Origin of the sequence: Bacillus sp. Au-Bac7 (assembly GCF_021341655.1) — a bacterium.
Lineage (GTDB): Bacteria > Bacillota > Bacilli > Bacillales > Cytobacillaceae > Niallia.
In genome coordinates this window covers 80458-96793 of the sequence record NZ_JAJTTG010000009.1, presented here as the reverse complement: position 1 = coordinate 96793, position 16336 = coordinate 80458, and the positions used below count along the sequence as shown (strand labels likewise).

Below are 16336 nucleotides of genomic sequence, written 5' to 3'. Positions count from 1 at the left end.
TGAGAGTTTTTGTGAATTTTTTGGCCTCGATCAGAGTGGCAAACTCTGATCGTAAGGCTTAAGGAGGAAAAACGTATGAGTCAACTGCTGCGAAAATTTCAGCATACGGAGGCAATCGATGGTGTAAAAGTTATTCATAATGTTACGCAAGAAAACTCCCCGCTAAAATATGTTGGTTTTAAATTAATTGAATTATCCCAAAATGCTCAATACAAAGAGACGCTCGGTTTAGAAGAATGCTGCATTGTTGCTGTAACAGGAAAAATTACTGTCAGTGACGGCACAGCTGTATTTGAGAATATCGGCACTCGAGACAGCGTGTTTGAACGGATTCCAACAGACAGTGTCTATGTTTCTAATGGGAATGAATTCACAATCTCTGCAAACAGCAGAAATGCTAGAGTAGCCCTATGTTATTCCCCTTCTGATGAGGCAAAGCCAACGAAGTTGATTAAAGCAGAAGAAAACAGTGTAGAGCATAGAGGGAAATTTAATAACCAGCGCCTTGTCCATAATATCCTTCCCGATTCGCATCCTGCAGCCAACAGCCTTCTCGTTGTTGAGGTCATCACAGAAACTGCGAATTGGTCAAGCTATCCGCCCCACAAACATGACCAGGATAATTTGCCAGAGGAATCATTTTTGGAAGAAACATACTACCATGAAATCGATCCAAGACAAGGATTCCTGTTTCAACGCGTATACACTGATGACCGATCATTAGATGAGACGATGGCAGTTGAAGATGGTGATGTAGTAATTGTGCCTAAAGGTTATCATCCTGTTGGTGTGCCGGATGGTTATACATCTTACTATTTAAATGTCATGGCAGGACCGACAAGAATTTGGAAATTCAATAATGATAAAGACCATGAATGGATTTTAAACCGCTAAATTAGGAGGATGCTACCAATGAAATATGAATTCAATTCAGATAAAGAGTTTGACTTAATAGCAATCGGCAGAGCCTGCATCGACTTAAATGCAGTGGAATATAACCGTCCAATGGAAGAGACGATGACATTTTCCAAGTATGTAGGAGGATCACCGGCAAATATAGCAATTGGCAGCAGCAAACTAGGCTTAAAAGCTGGCTTTATCGGAAAAATTGCTGATGATCAGCATGGCCGCTTTATCAAGAGCTATATGCAAGGTGTTGGCATAGATGTTTCTAACATAGTGACAGACACAGAAGGACATAAGACAGGCCTTGCCTTTACAGAAATCAAAAGTCCTGATGAATGCAGTATCCTCATGTACCGTGATGATGTAGCAGATTTATATCTTGAGCCTTCTGAAGTAAACGAAGAATATATCAAAAGAGCAAAGCTGCTGCTTGTATCTGGAACAGCTCTAGCTGCAAGTCCTTCTAGAGAAGCAGTAATTAAAGCAGTCCAACTAGCTAAGAAGAATGGCGTTAAGGTAGCGTTCGAACTAGATTATCGTCCATATACATGGAAATCACAGGAAGAAACAGCTGTTTATTATTCTCTTATTGCAGAGCAAGCGGAAATTATTATTGGTACACGTGATGAGTATGATGTGATGGAAAACAGGAAAGATGGCCGTAATCATGAAACAGTGCAGCATCTTTTTGGCCAAAGTGCTGAATTAATTGTCATTAAGCATGGTGTTGACGGATCATACGCTTATGTGAAATCAGGTGATGTCTTCAGAGCGCAAGCGTATAAGACGAATGTATTAAAAACCTTTGGAGCTGGAGATTCCTATGCATCTGCCTTCTTGTATGCATTAATTTCCGGCAAGGAGATCGGCGAAGCTCTGAAATACGGAAGTGCGTCCGCTTCTATTGTAGTAAGCAAGCACAGTTCATCTGAGGCGATGCCGCAAGTGGAAGAAATTGAGGAACTGATTGCGAAAAATGAAAAGATTGAAGCATCAAGATAGGAGGCAAAAGAATGGAAACGATTCGTTTGACAACTGCACAAGCGCTGGTCAAATTTTTGAATCAGCAGTATATCCATGTTGATGGTAATGAGTTTCCTTTTGTAGAAGGAATCTTCAATGTATTTGGTCACGGAAATGTATTAGGAATTGGTCAAGCCCTGGAACAGGACCGAGGACATTTAAAAGTGATTCAAGGTAAGAACGAACAAGGGATGGCACATGCTGCTATTGCTTACAGCAAGCAAATGCTCAGACAGAAGATATTTGCTGTTTCCACTTCTTCAGGTCCTGGCTCAGCAAATGTTATTACAGCAGCTGCCACAGCGCACGCTAATAATATTCCTGTTTTATTTATTCCGGCAGACACTTTTGCATCAAGACAGCCAGACCCTGTTTTGCAGCAAATGGAGCAAGAGTACAGCATTGCAGTAACAACAAATGATGCATTTTTGCCAGTTTCCCGCTACTGGGACCGCATTACTCGCCCGGAACAGCTGATGTCAAGTTTGCTGCGCGCATTTGAAGTGATGACAGATCCAGGGAAGGCTGGCCCGGCAACGATTTGTATCGCTCAAGATGTCGAAGGGGAAGCCTTTGATTATGATGTGAAGTTCTTTGAGAAAAGAGTGCATTATGTTGACCGGAAAGCCCCTCATGAGCGTGAGCTCGACGGTGCTGTCAAGCTGATCCAATCCTCTAAAAAGCCGCTTATTTTAGTAGGCGGAGGCGCGAAATATTCAGAGGCAAGAGAAAGCTTAATCGCATTTTCTGAAAAATACAACATCCCGCTCGTTGAAACACAGGCAGGCAAATCGACAGTAGAAAGTGACTTCAAAAACAATCTTGGCGGTATGGGTATTACTGGTACTCTTGCTGCTAATAAAGCAGCAAAAGAAGCAGATCTCATTATTGGTATTGGTACAAGATATACCGATTTTGCGACATCCTCCAAAACGGCCTTTGATTTTGCTACAGCTAAGTTTTTAAACATTAACGTAAGCAGAATGCAAACATATAAATTTGATGCATTCCAAGTCGTAGCAGATGCAAAAACAACACTCGACCGGTTATTCCCGCTTCTTGAAGGCTATGAAAGCGAATTCGGAAGCAGAATCGGCCAATTGAAAGATGAGTGGCTTGCAGAAAGAGAGCGATTAGGCAAGGTTGAATTCAACCGTGAAGCATTTAATCCTGAGATTAAAAACCACTTTTCACAAGAAATTCTAAATGAATATGCTAACGCTCTTAATACAGAGTTAGCCCAAACAACAGCATTGCTAACTATTAATGATAGTGTTGCAAAAGACAGTACGGTTATCTGTTCTGCTGGTTCTCTGCCAGGCGACTTGCAGCGCTTATGGCATTCTAGTACCCCGAACACATACCATCTTGAATACGGATATTCCTGTATGGGCTATGAAATTTCTGGAGCATTAGGTGTGAAATTAGCTGATCCATCAAAAGAAGTTTACTCCTTTGTCGGAGACGGAAGCTTCCTCATGCTGCATTCAGAGCTTGTGACATCACTGCAATATAAGCAAAAAATTAATGTTCTCTTGTTTGATAATTCAGGGTGGGGCTGTATCAACAACCTGCAAATGGATCATGGCAGCGGCAGCTTCGATTGTGAGTTCCGCGATGCTGATAATCAGATTATGAACATTGATTACGCTAAAATTGCAGAAGGCTATGGAGCAAAGGTTTATCGTGCCAACACAGTCGAGGAATTGAAAGCAGCTATAGAAGATTCGAAAAAACAAGATATTTCTACCTTGATTGAAATGAAAGTGCTGCCAAAGACAATGACAGACGGCTATGACAGCTGGTGGAATGTTGGGGTGGCTGAAGCCTCTAACATGGAAAGTGTCCAAAAAGCTAATGACTCCAGGAAGGCGAAACTTCAAGAAGCAAAACAATATTAAAAGGGGAGAATGGGGATGGGGAATCAAATCTTATGGGGTATTGCACCGATTGGCTGGCGCAATGATGATATTCCCGAAATTGGTGCCGGCAATACGTTGCAGCACTTGCTTAGTGATATTGTAGTTGCAGGTTTTCAAGGAACAGAAGTAGGCGGCTTTTTCCCAGAACCGAGTGTCTTGAATAAGGAGCTTGGTTTGCGAAACTTAAAGATAGCTGGGAAATGGTTCTCAAGTTACATCATCCGAGACGGCATGGATTCAGCGGCAGAAGCGTTCCATGAGCATTGCAAATATTTACAAGAAGTGAATGCGTCTGTTGCTGTTGTGTCTGAACAGACCTACAGCGTGCAAGGCACTTCAGAAAATGTATTTTTGACAAAGCCCTTCTTTACCGATCAAGAATGGAGACTGTTGTGCAGCGGCTTGAATGAGCTCGGTAAAATTGCTGAAACTTATCAATTGAAGCTTGTCTATCATCATCATATGGGAACAGGGGTTCAGACATTAGCGGAAATAGACCGTTTGATGGATCATACAGATGCCAATCATGTACACCTTCTTTATGATACTGGCCATATATTCGTATCTGACGGAGATTATATGACATTGCTTATGAAGCACAGAGACCGTATCAAGCATGTTCATTTTAAAGATGTCAGAGAAAATGCGCTTACTGAATGCAGTAAGGAAGGCTTGTCCTTTCTACAATCCTTCCTTCGGGGCATGTTTACAGTACCTGGGGATGGCTGTATTGACTTTACAGAAGTGTATGCCTACTTGCTTGAGACGAATTACAGCGGCTGGATTGTGATTGAAGCAGAACAAGATCCCGCAGTCGCAAATCCTTTAGAATATGCTCTTATCGCCAGAAATTATATAAATAAGAAATTGCTTGTCCAAACATACACGGAAAAGGGGAATGTTGTATGACTACAAGCAAGGATACCCATAAAAAACACTTGAAGAAAATCACCATTATTTCAACATTCGGGGGGCTGCTGTTCGGTTATGATACAGGCGTCATAAATGGGGCCCTCCCCTTTATGTCAGAAGAAGATCAGTTGAATCTTACTCCCTTTACAGAAGGGCTTGTCACAAGTTCTCTCTTGTTCGGAGCTGCTTTTGGAGCAATGTTTGGCGGCAGATTATCTGATCATCATGGCCGGAGGAAGAATATTCTTTATCTTGCTATCTTGTTTATCTTTGCTACATTAGGCTGTACTTTTGCACCAAGTGTAGAATTGATGGTTACCTTCCGCTTCATTTTAGGTCTTGCTGTCGGCGGAGCTTCGGTAACAGTACCTGCTTTCCTGGCAGAAATGTCGCCTGCTGAAAACAGGGGAAGAATGGTTACACAGAATGAGCTAATGATCGTATCAGGGCAGCTGCTAGCATTTACTTTCAATGCTATTTTAGGAAATACACTAGGTGATACAGCTCATGTCTGGCGATATATGCTTGTCATTGCATCCCTTCCTGCTGTATTTCTATGGTTTGGAATGCTCGTTGTCCCGGAAAGTCCGCGCTGGCTTGCTTCTAAAGGCAGAATCGGCGATGCACTGCGCGTGCTGCAAAAGGTAAGAGCTGAAGCAAGAGCACAAGCAGAACTGAAAGAAATTGAGAAATCGCTTGAAGATCAGTCTCAAATGAAAAAAGCGACTTTTAAAGATTTGAATGTTCCATGGGTTCGAAGAATTGTGTTTATTGGTTTGGGGATTGCTGTTGTACAGCAAATAACAGGCGTTAACTCAATCATGTATTATGGAACAGAAATCTTAAAGGATGCTGGTTTTGAGACAAGAGCAGCTTTAATAGGAAATATTGCAAACGGTATCATATCGGTTGTTGCTACGTTTGTCGGAATCTGGCTCCTAGGTAGGGTCGGCCGCCGTCCAATGTTGATTACAGGTCAAATCGGCACAACCATTGCCTTGCTGTTAATCGGAATCTTTTCTCTTACGATGGAAGGATCACCAGCATTGCCATATATCGTCTTATCCTTAACTGTAACCTTTTTAGCCTTCCAGCAAGGAGCTATCTCACCAGTGACTTGGCTCATGCTTTCGGAAATTTTCCCGCAAAGGCTTAGAGGACTTGGAATGGGAGTGACAGTGTTTTGCTTGTGGATCACGAACTTCTTAGTTGGCTTGCTGTTCCCTGTATTAATGGCAGGAATTGGACTGTCCACAACATTCTTCGTTTTTGTCGGATTGGGAATCATTGCGATTGCGTTTGTTAAGAAGTATTTGCCGGAAACAAAGGATCGCTCCTTAGAGCAATTAGAACAGGAATTTCGCAACTACGGGAAGAACCTCTCAGATGATGATGCAATACCAGAAGCGAAATAAGTTTTTTTGTAAGCGTATACCAAAGGATAGAAAAGAAACTAATCGAAAAGAGGATGAGAGATATGACATTGAATATCGGGGTAATTGGTACAGGTGCTATTGGGCGTGAACATATTAAAAGAATTACAAACACACTGTCAGGCGGAAAAATCGTAGCTGTTACAGATGTAAATCAAGAGTCGGCAAAACAGGCTGTTGAGCAATATGGTTTAGATGCTGTCGTTTATCCAGATGATGTATCATTAGTTGCAGCAAATAACGTGGATGCTGTTTTTGTAACAAGCTGGGGACCTGCCCATGAAGCAAGTGTGCTCGCAGCTATTAGTGCAGGTAAATATGTGTTTTGTGAAAAGCCTTTGGCAACAACAGCAGAAGGCTGCATGAGAATAGTAGAAGCAGAAATGAAGCATGGCAAACGACTAGTGCAAGTTGGATTTATGCGCCGTTATGACAGCGGCTATGTTCAGCTGAAAGAGGCAATTGATAATAAATTTATTGGAGAGCCATTATTAATTCATTGTGCTCACCGAAATCCGGAAGTTAATGAAATGTATACAACAGATATGGCAATCTCAGACACATTAATACATGAAATTGATGTTCTTCATTGGCTAGTAGATGATGACTATAAATCTGTGCAAGTTCTATTTCCAAGAAAATCTAAATACGCACATGAAAACTTAAGAGATCCACAAATTGTCCTATTAGAAACATATTCAGGCATTATCATAAATGTAGAAATCTCCGTTAATTGCCAGTATGGCTATGATATTCAATGTGAGGTAGTTGGTGAAGACGGGATTGTGAAGCTTCCTGAATTCCAAAGCATCACATACCGCAAAAATGCTACATTAGGTTCTAATATATTAGTAGATTGGAAGCAGCGCTTTCTTGATGCCTATGATACAGAGCTTCAGGATTTTATGGATTCTATTAAAAAGACTGGAGAACCAAACGGCCCGACAGCATGGGATGGCTATATCGCTCAAGTGACTGCAGATGCATGTATTAGATCCCAGCAATCAGGCGAAAGAGAAGAAGTTGTTCTAGCGGATAAACCAGATTTCTATAAAAAAGGATTATCAGCAGCAAGTCTATAATTTATAAGTATAAGTTTCTGCATGGTTGAGGGGATTTATTTTCCCCTCACAAGCATATTTATAATTTTCAAAGGGAAGAGGTTAAAAAATATGAGATTAGCATACGATCCATCACACTTTAGGGATAATACAGGTTTAAAGGAAACAATCGACAATGTAGCAAGACTCGGCTACGAATATGTAGAGCTTTCTCCGCGCAAGGATTTCATCTGGTTTTACGAATATCCAAAAGTTGATAAGCAGCTAATCAAGGATTTGAAGAGATACTGTTCAGATGCAGGGGTGAAAATTTCATCTGTTTTGCCTGTACAGCAATGGTCTTCCCCAAATGAATTAGAACGGCAGGCTGCTGTGAGGAACTGGAAACGATGCATTGAAATCACATCTGATTTAGGTGTTGATTTAATGAACAGTGAATTTGCCGGCGATAAAACCCGCCCAACCGAAAGTGAAGCATCCTTCATTCGCTCCATGGATGAGCTTATGCCTATTTTCGAAAAGGAAGGAATTGCCCTTAATCTGCAATCACATCCTCATGACTTCATTGAATTGAATATTGAGGCTGTTCGAATGATTCGCGCGTTAGATAAGGATTGGATTAAGCTTGTTTACTCTGTGGCACATGCTTTCTTTTATGATGACGGCATCGGCGATATCGGAAAACAGCTGGATGAGGCAAAGGACTTGCTGGCACATGTATTGATTGCAGATACGCTGAACCATAAAGCAGCATTTGGCTTGCGCTATATCGTCAATCCGCCGAATGCTAATGTGACTGTTCATCAGCACTTGAACCCAGGCGAAGGCGAAATTGACTTTGATACACTATACCGCAAGCTGAGAGAATTCAATTTCAACGGCATTATCACAAACTCTGTTTTTGCTTATCCGGATAAACCAGATTGGTCCAATGAAGTGACATTGAGATCCATTAAAGAAGGATTAGGATTATCAGCAGTTAAATAAGGAGGATTGTCAGAATGAAAATAGGATTAAATCAAGGGACAACATTGGAAAACTCAAGCTTAGAGAAGGATTTAGAGCTTTGTGAGAAATACGGCTATGACTATATAGAAATCAGATCAATCGACCAGCTGAAAGACTACTTAAAAACACATACACTTGAAGATTTAGCCCAGTACTTTCAAACTCATCATGTAAAGCCGCTCTCATTAAATGCACTAGTGTTCTTTAATAATCGCACAGAGGAAGAATATGCAGCATTGCGTGAAGAGTTTCAGGAAATGCTTGAGATTTCAAAAGTAATTAATTGTAAGAATATTGTTGTAGTACCGCTTGTTTCTGAACAGAAGATTCTGCGTAAAGACATTATCAACAGCAGTGTCGAGACTTTACGAGATTTGTCTGACTTGGCAGAGCCATATGGAGTGAAACTAGCAATTGAATTTATCGGCCATCCACATGCCACTATCAACACATTGGAATTCGCCAATGAAGTGGTCAAGGAAGTCGACAGACATAATGTTGGCATCGTGTTTGATACATTCCAATATTATGCGATGAATTCTACGCTGGAAAGCTTGAAAAACACAGATTCTGAAAAGATATTTATCTTTCATATTAATGACGTCGAAGATTATCAGCCTGGTATTTTAATGGATGTTGACCGAGTATGGCCAGGGCATGGAGCCATTGATTTAGACAGCATTATCCCTATCTTAAAGAATAAGGGTGTAGACCATGTGTCTGTTGAACTCTTCCGACCAGAATACTATCAGCTTGATGCGGAAGAAGTTATCAAGACTGCAAAGGAAACAACACTTCAAGTGCTTGCTAAGCATTTTGAAGCGGAAAAAGCTCTGTAAGTTTTAGGGGGAAAATAAATAGATGGAGGTGTAGCAATGGCGATTGTTTCGATGCATGATATGTTGAGAAAAGCGAAAGAAGAAAAGTATGCTGTCGGTCAATATAATATGAACAGCTTTCAGTGGGTTCAAGCAATTCTGCAGGCAGCCGAAGCTGAGCAAGCACCTGTCATTGTTGCCGCTTCCGACCGGTTAGTTGATTATTTGGGAGGCTTTAAAATAATTGCAGCAGGTGTATCTGCATTAGTAGAAGAATTAGAAATCACTGTGCCTGTAGCTCTCCATTTAGATCACGGCAAAAGCGTAGCAAGATGCAAGCATGCGATTGATGCAGGCTTTAGTTCGGTCATGATTGACGGCTCCCATTCACCTATTGAAGAAAATATCAGGATGACAAGAGAAGTCGTTGATTATGCTAGGAACTTTGGTGTTTCTGTCGAAGCAGAGGTAGGAACGGTCGGCGGAAATGAGGATGGTTTAATCGGAGGTATTTCCTATGCAGATCCAAATGAGTGTTTGCAGCTCGTCAATGAAACTGGTATTGATGCACTGGCAGCAGCATTAGGATCTGTTCATGGACCGTATAAAGGAGAGCCAATCCTTGGCTTTAAGGAAATGGAGCATATTTCTCGGATTACAAATGTTCCGTTAGTCCTGCATGGCGGGTCGGGAATTCCGCTCCATCAAATCCAAAGATCGATTGAACTAGGTCATGCAAAAATAAACGTTAATACAGAATGTCTGCAGGCATGGGCTCAGGCTGTACGAGAGCTTCTCGTCCAGGATGACAAAGTATATGATGCGAGAACGATACTTGCACCTGGGCAAGCAGCGATCATAGCAACGGTGAGAAGCAAAATGAAAGAATTCGGAACAAGCCGGAAAGCTGTAAAGCTCGAAGCGTAAAGGAAATATGTAAATATTGGATGAAGACAAAGCTTATTGTGAAACCTAATCACAATAAGCTTTTTTGATTTTGTCAGAAGAAATCAAAAATGAAAACGCATTATTTTTTAATTGACAACATGTATATACATGTTATCATAAATATATAACCTGTATATACAGGGTTCATAAATGTAAATAATGGCGGTGTATATAGATGAATCAAACATGGTGGGAAAAGGCAGTTGTATATCAAATATATCCGAAAAGCTTCAATGATACTACTGGTAACGGTGTCGGTGATATTCAAGGCATTGTGGAAAAATTGGACTATTTGCATGAGCTTGGTGTAGATGTCATATGGTTAACACCAATTTATGCTTCTCCTCAAAGAGATAATGGCTACGATATTAGTGATTATTTCTCCATTCATCCTGAATACGGGACAATGGAGGATTTCGATGTATTGCTGAGTAAGGCTCATAAAAAAGATATTAAGGTTATTATGGACATTGTCGTGAATCATACGTCAACAGAGCATGAATGGTTCAAACAGGCGGCTTCCTCGAAAGATAATCCGTATCGAAATTATTATATTTGGAAAGACGGTAAAGAAGATGGAAGTGCACCGAATAATTGGCAGTCAAAGTTTGGCGGAAATGCATGGCAATATGATGAAAAAACAGGGCAGTATTATCTTCATTTGTTTGATGTCACACAAGCTGATTTAAACTGGGAAAATGAAGAAGTTCGCCATAAAATCTATGAAATGATGAACTTTTGGTTTGAGAAGGGCGTCGATGGCTTCCGCCTTGATGTTATCAACTTAATTTCAAAAAATCAGCAATTTCCAGATGACAATGTGGGGGACGGAAGAAGATTTTATACCGACGGACCAAGAGTGCATGAATTTATTCATGAGATGAACAAGGAAGTCTTCTCAAAATATGATTCTATGACAGTTGGCGAAATGTCATCTACAACATTAGAGCATTGTATTCAATATTCCAACCCGACACGGGAAGAGCTTAGCATGACTTTTAATTTTCATCATTTAAAGGTTGATTATCCGAATGGAGAAAAGTGGGCGCTGGGCGATATGGATTTCCTTTCCTTAAAGAAAATATTATCTGATTGGCAGACAGGCATGAATAAAGGCGGAGGCTGGAATGCGCTGTTTTGGTGTAATCATGATCAGCCCCGGGTCGTTTCAAGATATGGCAATGATCAAAAATACCATAAGGAATCAGCGAAAATGCTTGCTACAGTCATTCACATGATGCAGGGAACGCCTTATATTTACCAAGGAGAAGAGTTTGGGATGACAGACCCTAAATTCGATTCTATTGAAGATTACCGGGATGTTGAATCAATCAATATGTTTCAACTATTAAAGCAAGCGGGAAAAACAGAAGAGGAAATCCTCGAAATATTAAGACGTAAATCTCGTGATAACTCAAGAACTCCTGTACAATGGAATGCAGAGGCAAATGCTGGCTTTACAACAGGAACACCGTGGATAAATACAGCTAGAAACTATCATGAAATAAATGCAGAAGCAGCCTTAAAGGATTCTGATTCGGTCTTCTATCATTACCAAAAGTTGATATCATTGAGAAAAGAGTACGATATTGTTACAAATGGCGATTATGAGCTATTGCTTCCAGATCACCAGCAGCTTTTTGCATATGTTCGTTCCAATGATAACGAAAAGCTGATTGTGGTTAATAATTTTTATGGAGAGCCTATTTCATTCGAATTGCCTGACACATTAGAGGTTGAAGGTTATACAAAAACCATGCTGTTATCTAATTACTCTGACTCAAAAGAGGATCTAGAAAATATCGAATTACGTCCTTATGAATCAATTGTGTTTTATTTAAAGAATTGACTTTCGTCCTAAATTCATGGAGGTGCTAGTATGTTCAAAAACCTGTTTAAGAAAAACCAGTCAAATGCAGATGAGAATTCCTTTATTCTTCCATTAGAAGGAAGACTTCTTCCTATTGAAGAAGTGCCAGACCCAGTCTTTTCCCAGAAAATGATGGGAGACGGTGCAGCCATTGATCCAACAAATGGCACACTAATCTCACCGGTTAATGGAACAGTTATTAATGTTTTTCCTACAAAGCATGCCATTAGTCTGTCAGATAACAACGGCAGAGAAATTCTCATTCATGTAGGATTGGATACAGTTACTTTAAAAGGGGAAGGCTTCACATCCTTTGTTTCGGACGGTCAAAAAGTGAAGCAAGGTGAGAAATTAATGGAAATAGATTTTGAGGCAATTAAGGACAAGGTGCCGTCTGTTATTACACCAATTATTTTCACAAACCTAAAGGAAAATGAAAAGGTAGTTATAGAGGATAACCAGATAAAAATTGTGTAATTGATGCGGGCATGGAGAATTCTCCATGCCTTTTTTTATAGTCCGCCTCACATGACAGTACGATTCAGATTCGTATATACTTAGTTTACAAGATAAAAAGCAAGTGAGGAGAGGCATATGAACAGCATCTTATTTGATTTGCATACACACCATGACAGATGTGGCCATGCAATTGGTAAAATCGAAGAGTATATTCAGGCAGGGATTGAGAAAGGGCTGCATTATATTGGTATATCAGATCATTCTCCCTTGTTCTTTCATAAAGAAGACCAGCCGTTTCCACGGTACTCCATGGGGAAAAGTGAGTTTGTTCACTATGTGGAAGAGGTCCTCAAGCTGAAGGAAGCCTATAAGGACAAAATTCATGTTCTGCTTGGAGTGGAAAGTGATTATTATCCACATCTTCTTCATATGTACAAAAAAGAATATGATAAATATCCATTTGATTATATTATCGGTTCTGTTCATTATGTGAATGGAAAGAGTATTTTTGATAAAAGCAGATGGCCAGGGCTTACTGCGTCACAGCAAGTTCAAGAGAAGGAAGATTATTACCGATTAATTCAAGGATCAGCCAAAAGCGGTGTTTTCCAAATCCTTGGTCATATTGATGCAATGAAAGGTTATTATCCTGCCTTTTCAGCCATTGAAACACCAATCTTAGATGAGACACTGAAAATTATTGGCGAATCAGGTGTATCCATTGAAGTGAACACATCAGGAAAAATGAAGGATGTGGGCGGCTGGTATCCAGCTGATGACATGTTAGAACGTGCCTTTTATTATAATGTCGATATAACATTTGGATCCGATTCTCATCATCCTGACCGAATCGGCGATGATTTGTTCGCTGTCCAGAAGAAGCTGAAACAGATTGGATATCAAGAAATGGTCTATTATGTTGGCCAGAAAAGGCAAACAGCACCACTATAAAAGAGAGAGGAATGCAGAACAACTGCATTCTTCTTTTTTATTCAAATGGATAACGTATACCCCATTGATTGCGAACATCTGTCATAATTTCCATCACATCAACCGTTAATGGCAATGTGCTTTCCTTTTCTTTTTCTGCAACAAATCGCTCCATATCTTCAATTTCATAATGCAAAGCTTTACTGCTCTCGCCTGCTTCCACCGTCTCTTGTGTACCATCTAAATAATGAATGGTTGCCTTATCGGCTCTAGGAAAATCAGGAACCATGATATAGCCGTTGTCGCCAGCGATAATGCCAAGCTTTTGTGTTCTGGCTCTCATTGCAAGTGTGACGACAGCCATTTCGTCTTCTTTGTTTTTTAGGATAATTCCTGACTGTTCATCTGCACCTGTTGAATATTTATTAACGGTTGTCAGAATCTCATGAGGCTGGCTTGAAAGAAAGGATCTAGCAAATGAAAGAGCATATGTACCGATATCAAGCAAGGCCCCGCCTGCCAAATCCATATTAAAATAACGGTTTGTAGGATCATCTTCCTTAGAGCTGCCAAACAGCACATTAACCATTTTCAATTTGCCGATACTGCCTGAAGTGATCCGATGACGCAATTCTTTATACAGCGGCATATGGTAAATAGTCATTGCTTCTGCTAGTACAAGCTGTTTGTCTGCAGCTAGCTTTACTGCAGCAAGAAGCTGCTCAGAGCTAACCGTAATTGCTTTCTCACAAAAGACATGTTTATTGTTTTCTAGGCTTTTCATAATGAATTCATAGTGGTTTGAGTGCGGGGTTGCAATATAGACAACATCTATTTTGTCATCGTGAAGCATTTCCTCATAACTTCCGTATGCCTTTGCAACATTATATTGCTTTGCAAACTGCTCTGCTTTTTCTAATGTTCGTGAACCGACTGCATAGATGCTCCCGTGCATGTCATTTAACGCTCTTGCAAAATCAGCAGCGATACTGCCAGGTCCAAGGATTGCCCAATTTAATTTTTTCATCTACTGTCACCTCTTAAATAGTTTCATAGCCCGAAACCTATATAGAATAATTCCCTATATTATTCCATTGTAAACCATTTACGTAAGTGATTACCAATCCTGCAACTTGAATTTTAAACGAAATATTATAACTAATTTGTACATTATTTGCAAGAATAATAAATTTTATAAAGTGCTAATGTTTAAGGTAGAGTTGGACGATAGAGCAAGTAGGGGAGAGAAATATAAAATGAGGAGCGAAAGGCATGAAAGTGATAAAAAACAGTAAAATTTCTATTAAAATATTAATGATCATTATATTCAGTGCTATATCATTAATTACAGTCGGAATTTATGCTATTAATGGTATGAAAAACATGGCTGACGGATCTGAAGAGATGTATAATGACCGCCTAATACCAAACACATGGGTGGCTAAAATAGTAAGCGACGATCAGGCGACAGATCGGTTTGTTTTAGAGCTGATGTTAAATGAGGATGACTCAAGAAATAGTCAGCTTAATGAAATGTACAAGAAAACAACTGATGAAATAGATCAGTATGTAAGCAAATTAGACCAGCTGGATTTGTCTTCAGAGGAACAGACAGCGCTTGATCAATATAAACAGTCACTGACTGAAATCAGTGAAACAACAAATGAAGCTTTAGCATTAGCATTGGACAATAAAAATGCAGAAGCATATCGTCTTTATTCTGAAGAAGTAATAAGAAAACGGGAAGAAATGACAGATTTGCTCGAATCATTACAAAAGGCAAATGAAGACCAGGCAAGTAAAATCGCACAGGAAAACAAAGATAATTACAGTACAACGCTTGTGCTTTCCATCAGCATTATTGCGGTATTTCTAGTGCTGTCTGTATTATTCGGTCTCTATATTTCACGGACAATCACAAATCCAATTAAAAAGCTAAAAGGTTTAATGGAAAGTGGAGAAAATGGCGATTTCTCTCAAAGATCTGACTATGCATCGAAGGATGAAGTAGGCTCTCTGTCTTTAAGCTTCAATAGTATGGCTGACGGAATCAAAGAGCTTGTGGAAACAATCGGTGAAACATCTCAAGCTCTCGCTTCCTCTTCTGAGGAATTAAGTGCAAGCTCAGAGGAAAGCAGCAAAGCGAGTGAGCATATCTCAGAGACGATTCAGGAGCTTGCATCAAGCTCAGAGAATCAAATGAGATTAATGGCATCAAGCTCAGAGGGAATTAACAATGTAACGGCAAGCACGGAAAAAATCTCCGAAAACGCAGAAAAAGTAGCGCAAACAGCCTCCTCTACAGCTGAAGCGTCAAAAGAAGGGCTGCAAAACATTGAGGAAGTAACAGCTCAAATGAATTCGATTAATACAAATGTTGGAAACTTAGCTATGTCTATTGATACGTTGGAAGGACGTATTAAAGAAATCGGCGAAATCACAAAGGCAATTACGGACATCTCTTCACAGACAAACTTGCTTGCACTTAATGCAGCTATTGAAGCTGCAAGAGCAGGAGAGCAAGGCAAGGGCTTTGCTGTAGTAGCCGATGAAGTAAGAAAGCTGGCTGAACAGTCTGCCCAATCTGCAGAGCAGATCACAAGTCTTATCGGTCAAATTCAAGGGGATACAAGAGTTACGATTCAATCTATGTCAAGTGCAAAAAATGAAGTTGATTTAGGCTTAAACATTGTGAAAAATGCAGGAGAATCCTTCGGTAAAATAGAAGTGTCTGTTCTGGACTTAGTCAGCTTGTTTGAGAATGTGTTCACTTCGTTGAAAGAATTGAAGGAGAATACAGAAGTTATTAATGTATCGGTAATGGAAGTAAACAGCATGGCAGGGGAAGCGGCAGCAAATACTGAAAATGTGTCCGCTGCGACAGAAGAGCAAGTGGCGTCAATGGAAGAGATTGCAGCATCGTCGTCTTCTCTAGCAAATCTTGCCGAAAGCTTGCAAGAACTTATCCAGAAGTTTAAAGTGTAAATCACGTATCCCCTAAAAAGGCAAAGGCAGCAACGCTGCTTTGCCTTTTTTTATGCGTCCA

General features: G+C 40.2%; 14 protein-coding genes and 1 pseudogene. 14 read left to right on the top strand and 1 reads right to left on the bottom strand.

The window, feature by feature from the left end:
- Positions 1-75: 75 nt before the first annotated feature.
- The 12 genes from iolB to LXM54_RS20785 all read left to right on the top strand — a co-directional run bounded on the left by iolB (position 76) and on the right by LXM54_RS20785 (position 13311).
- Positions 76-894: a 5-deoxy-glucuronate isomerase gene (iolB, locus tag LXM54_RS20840; RefSeq protein WP_233317163.1), complete on the top strand. Its 819-nt coding sequence runs from the start codon at positions 76-78 to the stop codon at positions 892-894.
- 18 nt (positions 895-912) lie between these two features.
- Positions 913-1908 (top strand): 5-dehydro-2-deoxygluconokinase, encoded by a 996-nt coding sequence (gene iolC, locus LXM54_RS20835; RefSeq protein ID WP_233317162.1) that lies wholly within the window; start codon positions 913-915, stop codon positions 1906-1908.
- A gap of 11 nt (positions 1909-1919) precedes the next feature.
- Positions 1920-3830: a 3D-(3,5/4)-trihydroxycyclohexane-1,2-dione acylhydrolase (decyclizing) gene (iolD, locus tag LXM54_RS20830; protein ID WP_233317161.1), complete on the top strand. Its 1911-nt coding sequence runs from the start codon at positions 1920-1922 to the stop codon at positions 3828-3830.
- A 15-nt stretch (positions 3831-3845) separates the two neighbouring features.
- Complete coding sequence (iolE, locus tag LXM54_RS20825; protein WP_233317160.1) at positions 3846-4760, top strand: myo-inosose-2 dehydratase; 915 nt, start codon at positions 3846-3848, stop codon at positions 4758-4760.
- The gene (locus LXM54_RS20820) at positions 4757-6178 is read left to right on the top strand and encodes a sugar porter family MFS transporter (protein WP_233317159.1); all 1422 of its coding nucleotides are present in this window, start codon (positions 4757-4759) and stop codon (positions 6176-6178) included. Before iolE ends, LXM54_RS20820 begins: the two co-directional genes overlap by 4 nt.
- A 62-nt stretch (positions 6179-6240) precedes the next feature.
- Positions 6241-7278 carry a Gfo/Idh/MocA family protein gene (locus tag LXM54_RS20815; RefSeq protein WP_233317158.1) on the top strand — a complete coding sequence of 346 codons (1038 nt, stop codon included), beginning with the start codon at positions 6241-6243 and terminating at the stop codon, positions 7276-7278.
- A gap of 90 nt (positions 7279-7368) precedes the next feature.
- Positions 7369-8244 (top strand): sugar phosphate isomerase/epimerase family protein, encoded by an 876-nt coding sequence (locus LXM54_RS20810; RefSeq protein ID WP_233317157.1) that lies wholly within the window; start codon positions 7369-7371, stop codon positions 8242-8244.
- A gap of 14 nt (positions 8245-8258) precedes the next feature.
- The gene (locus tag LXM54_RS20805) at positions 8259-9104 is read left to right on the top strand and encodes a sugar phosphate isomerase/epimerase family protein (RefSeq protein WP_233317156.1); all 846 of its coding nucleotides are present in this window, start codon (positions 8259-8261) and stop codon (positions 9102-9104) included.
- A gap of 36 nt (positions 9105-9140) precedes the next feature.
- A complete protein-coding gene (fba, locus tag LXM54_RS20800; RefSeq protein ID WP_233317155.1) occupies positions 9141-10010 on the top strand; it encodes a class II fructose-1,6-bisphosphate aldolase in 870 nt (289 codons plus the stop codon).
- Between the two features lie 196 nt (positions 10011-10206).
- A complete protein-coding gene (treC, locus tag LXM54_RS20795; protein WP_233317154.1) occupies positions 10207-11880 on the top strand; it encodes an alpha,alpha-phosphotrehalase in 1674 nt (557 codons plus the stop codon).
- 30 nt (positions 11881-11910) lie between these two features.
- A complete protein-coding gene (locus tag LXM54_RS20790; protein ID WP_442780515.1) occupies positions 11911-12378 on the top strand; it encodes a PTS sugar transporter subunit IIA in 468 nt (155 codons plus the stop codon).
- Positions 12379-12495: 117 nt separating this feature from the next.
- Complete coding sequence (locus tag LXM54_RS20785) at positions 12496-13311, top strand: histidinol-phosphatase (protein WP_233317153.1); 816 nt, start codon at positions 12496-12498, stop codon at positions 13309-13311.
- 37 nt (positions 13312-13348) lie between these two features.
- Here LXM54_RS20785 and LXM54_RS20780 read toward each other — a convergent pair whose 3' ends face one another.
- Positions 13349-14317, bottom strand: a complete 969-nt coding sequence (locus LXM54_RS20780; protein ID WP_233317152.1) for a Gfo/Idh/MocA family protein — start codon at positions 14315-14317, stop codon at positions 13349-13351.
- 245 nt (positions 14318-14562) lie between these two features.
- Here LXM54_RS20780 and LXM54_RS28585 point away from each other — a divergent pair.
- Positions 14563-15333 (top strand): annotated as a pseudogene (locus LXM54_RS28585) (MCP four helix bundle domain-containing protein); the annotation flags it as partial.
- Positions 15328-16275, top strand: a complete 948-nt coding sequence (locus tag LXM54_RS28580; RefSeq protein ID WP_442780518.1) for a methyl-accepting chemotaxis protein — start codon at positions 15328-15330, stop codon at positions 16273-16275. The pseudogene LXM54_RS28585 and the gene LXM54_RS28580, both read left to right, overlap by 6 nt.
- Positions 16276-16336 lie beyond the last annotated feature (61 nt).

Bases quoted from the DNA above. Each gene is read 5' to 3' on its own strand.
- LXM54_RS20820 (WP_233317159.1), top strand. From the start codon at position 4,757: ATGACTACAAGCAAGGATACCCATAAAAAACACTTGAAGAAAATCACC.
- iolC (WP_233317162.1), top strand. From the start codon at position 913: ATGAAATATGAATTCAATTCAGATAAAGAGTTTGACTTAATAGCAATC.
- LXM54_RS20780 (WP_233317152.1), bottom strand. From the start codon at position 14,317: ATGAAAAAATTAAATTGGGCAATCCTTGGACCTGGCAGTATCGCTGCT.
- treC (WP_233317154.1), top strand. From the start codon at position 10,207: ATGAATCAAACATGGTGGGAAAAGGCAGTTGTATATCAAATATATCCG.
- iolE (WP_233317160.1), top strand. From the start codon at position 3,846: ATGGGGAATCAAATCTTATGGGGTATTGCACCGATTGGCTGGCGCAAT.
- LXM54_RS20810 (WP_233317157.1), top strand. From the start codon at position 7,369: ATGAGATTAGCATACGATCCATCACACTTTAGGGATAATACAGGTTTA.
- LXM54_RS20790 (WP_442780515.1), top strand. From the start codon at position 11,911: ATGTTCAAAAACCTGTTTAAGAAAAACCAGTCAAATGCAGATGAGAAT.
- LXM54_RS20805 (WP_233317156.1), top strand. From the start codon at position 8,259: ATGAAAATAGGATTAAATCAAGGGACAACATTGGAAAACTCAAGCTTA.
- iolB (WP_233317163.1), top strand. From the start codon at position 76: ATGAGTCAACTGCTGCGAAAATTTCAGCATACGGAGGCAATCGATGGT.
- fba (WP_233317155.1), top strand. From the start codon at position 9,141: ATGGCGATTGTTTCGATGCATGATATGTTGAGAAAAGCGAAAGAAGAA.
- LXM54_RS20815 (WP_233317158.1), top strand. From the start codon at position 6,241: ATGACATTGAATATCGGGGTAATTGGTACAGGTGCTATTGGGCGTGAA.
- LXM54_RS28580 (WP_442780518.1), top strand. From the start codon at position 15,328: ATGGCTGACGGAATCAAAGAGCTTGTGGAAACAATCGGTGAAACATCT.
- iolD (WP_233317161.1), top strand. From the start codon at position 1,920: ATGGAAACGATTCGTTTGACAACTGCACAAGCGCTGGTCAAATTTTTG.
- LXM54_RS20785 (WP_233317153.1), top strand. From the start codon at position 12,496: ATGAACAGCATCTTATTTGATTTGCATACACACCATGACAGATGTGGC.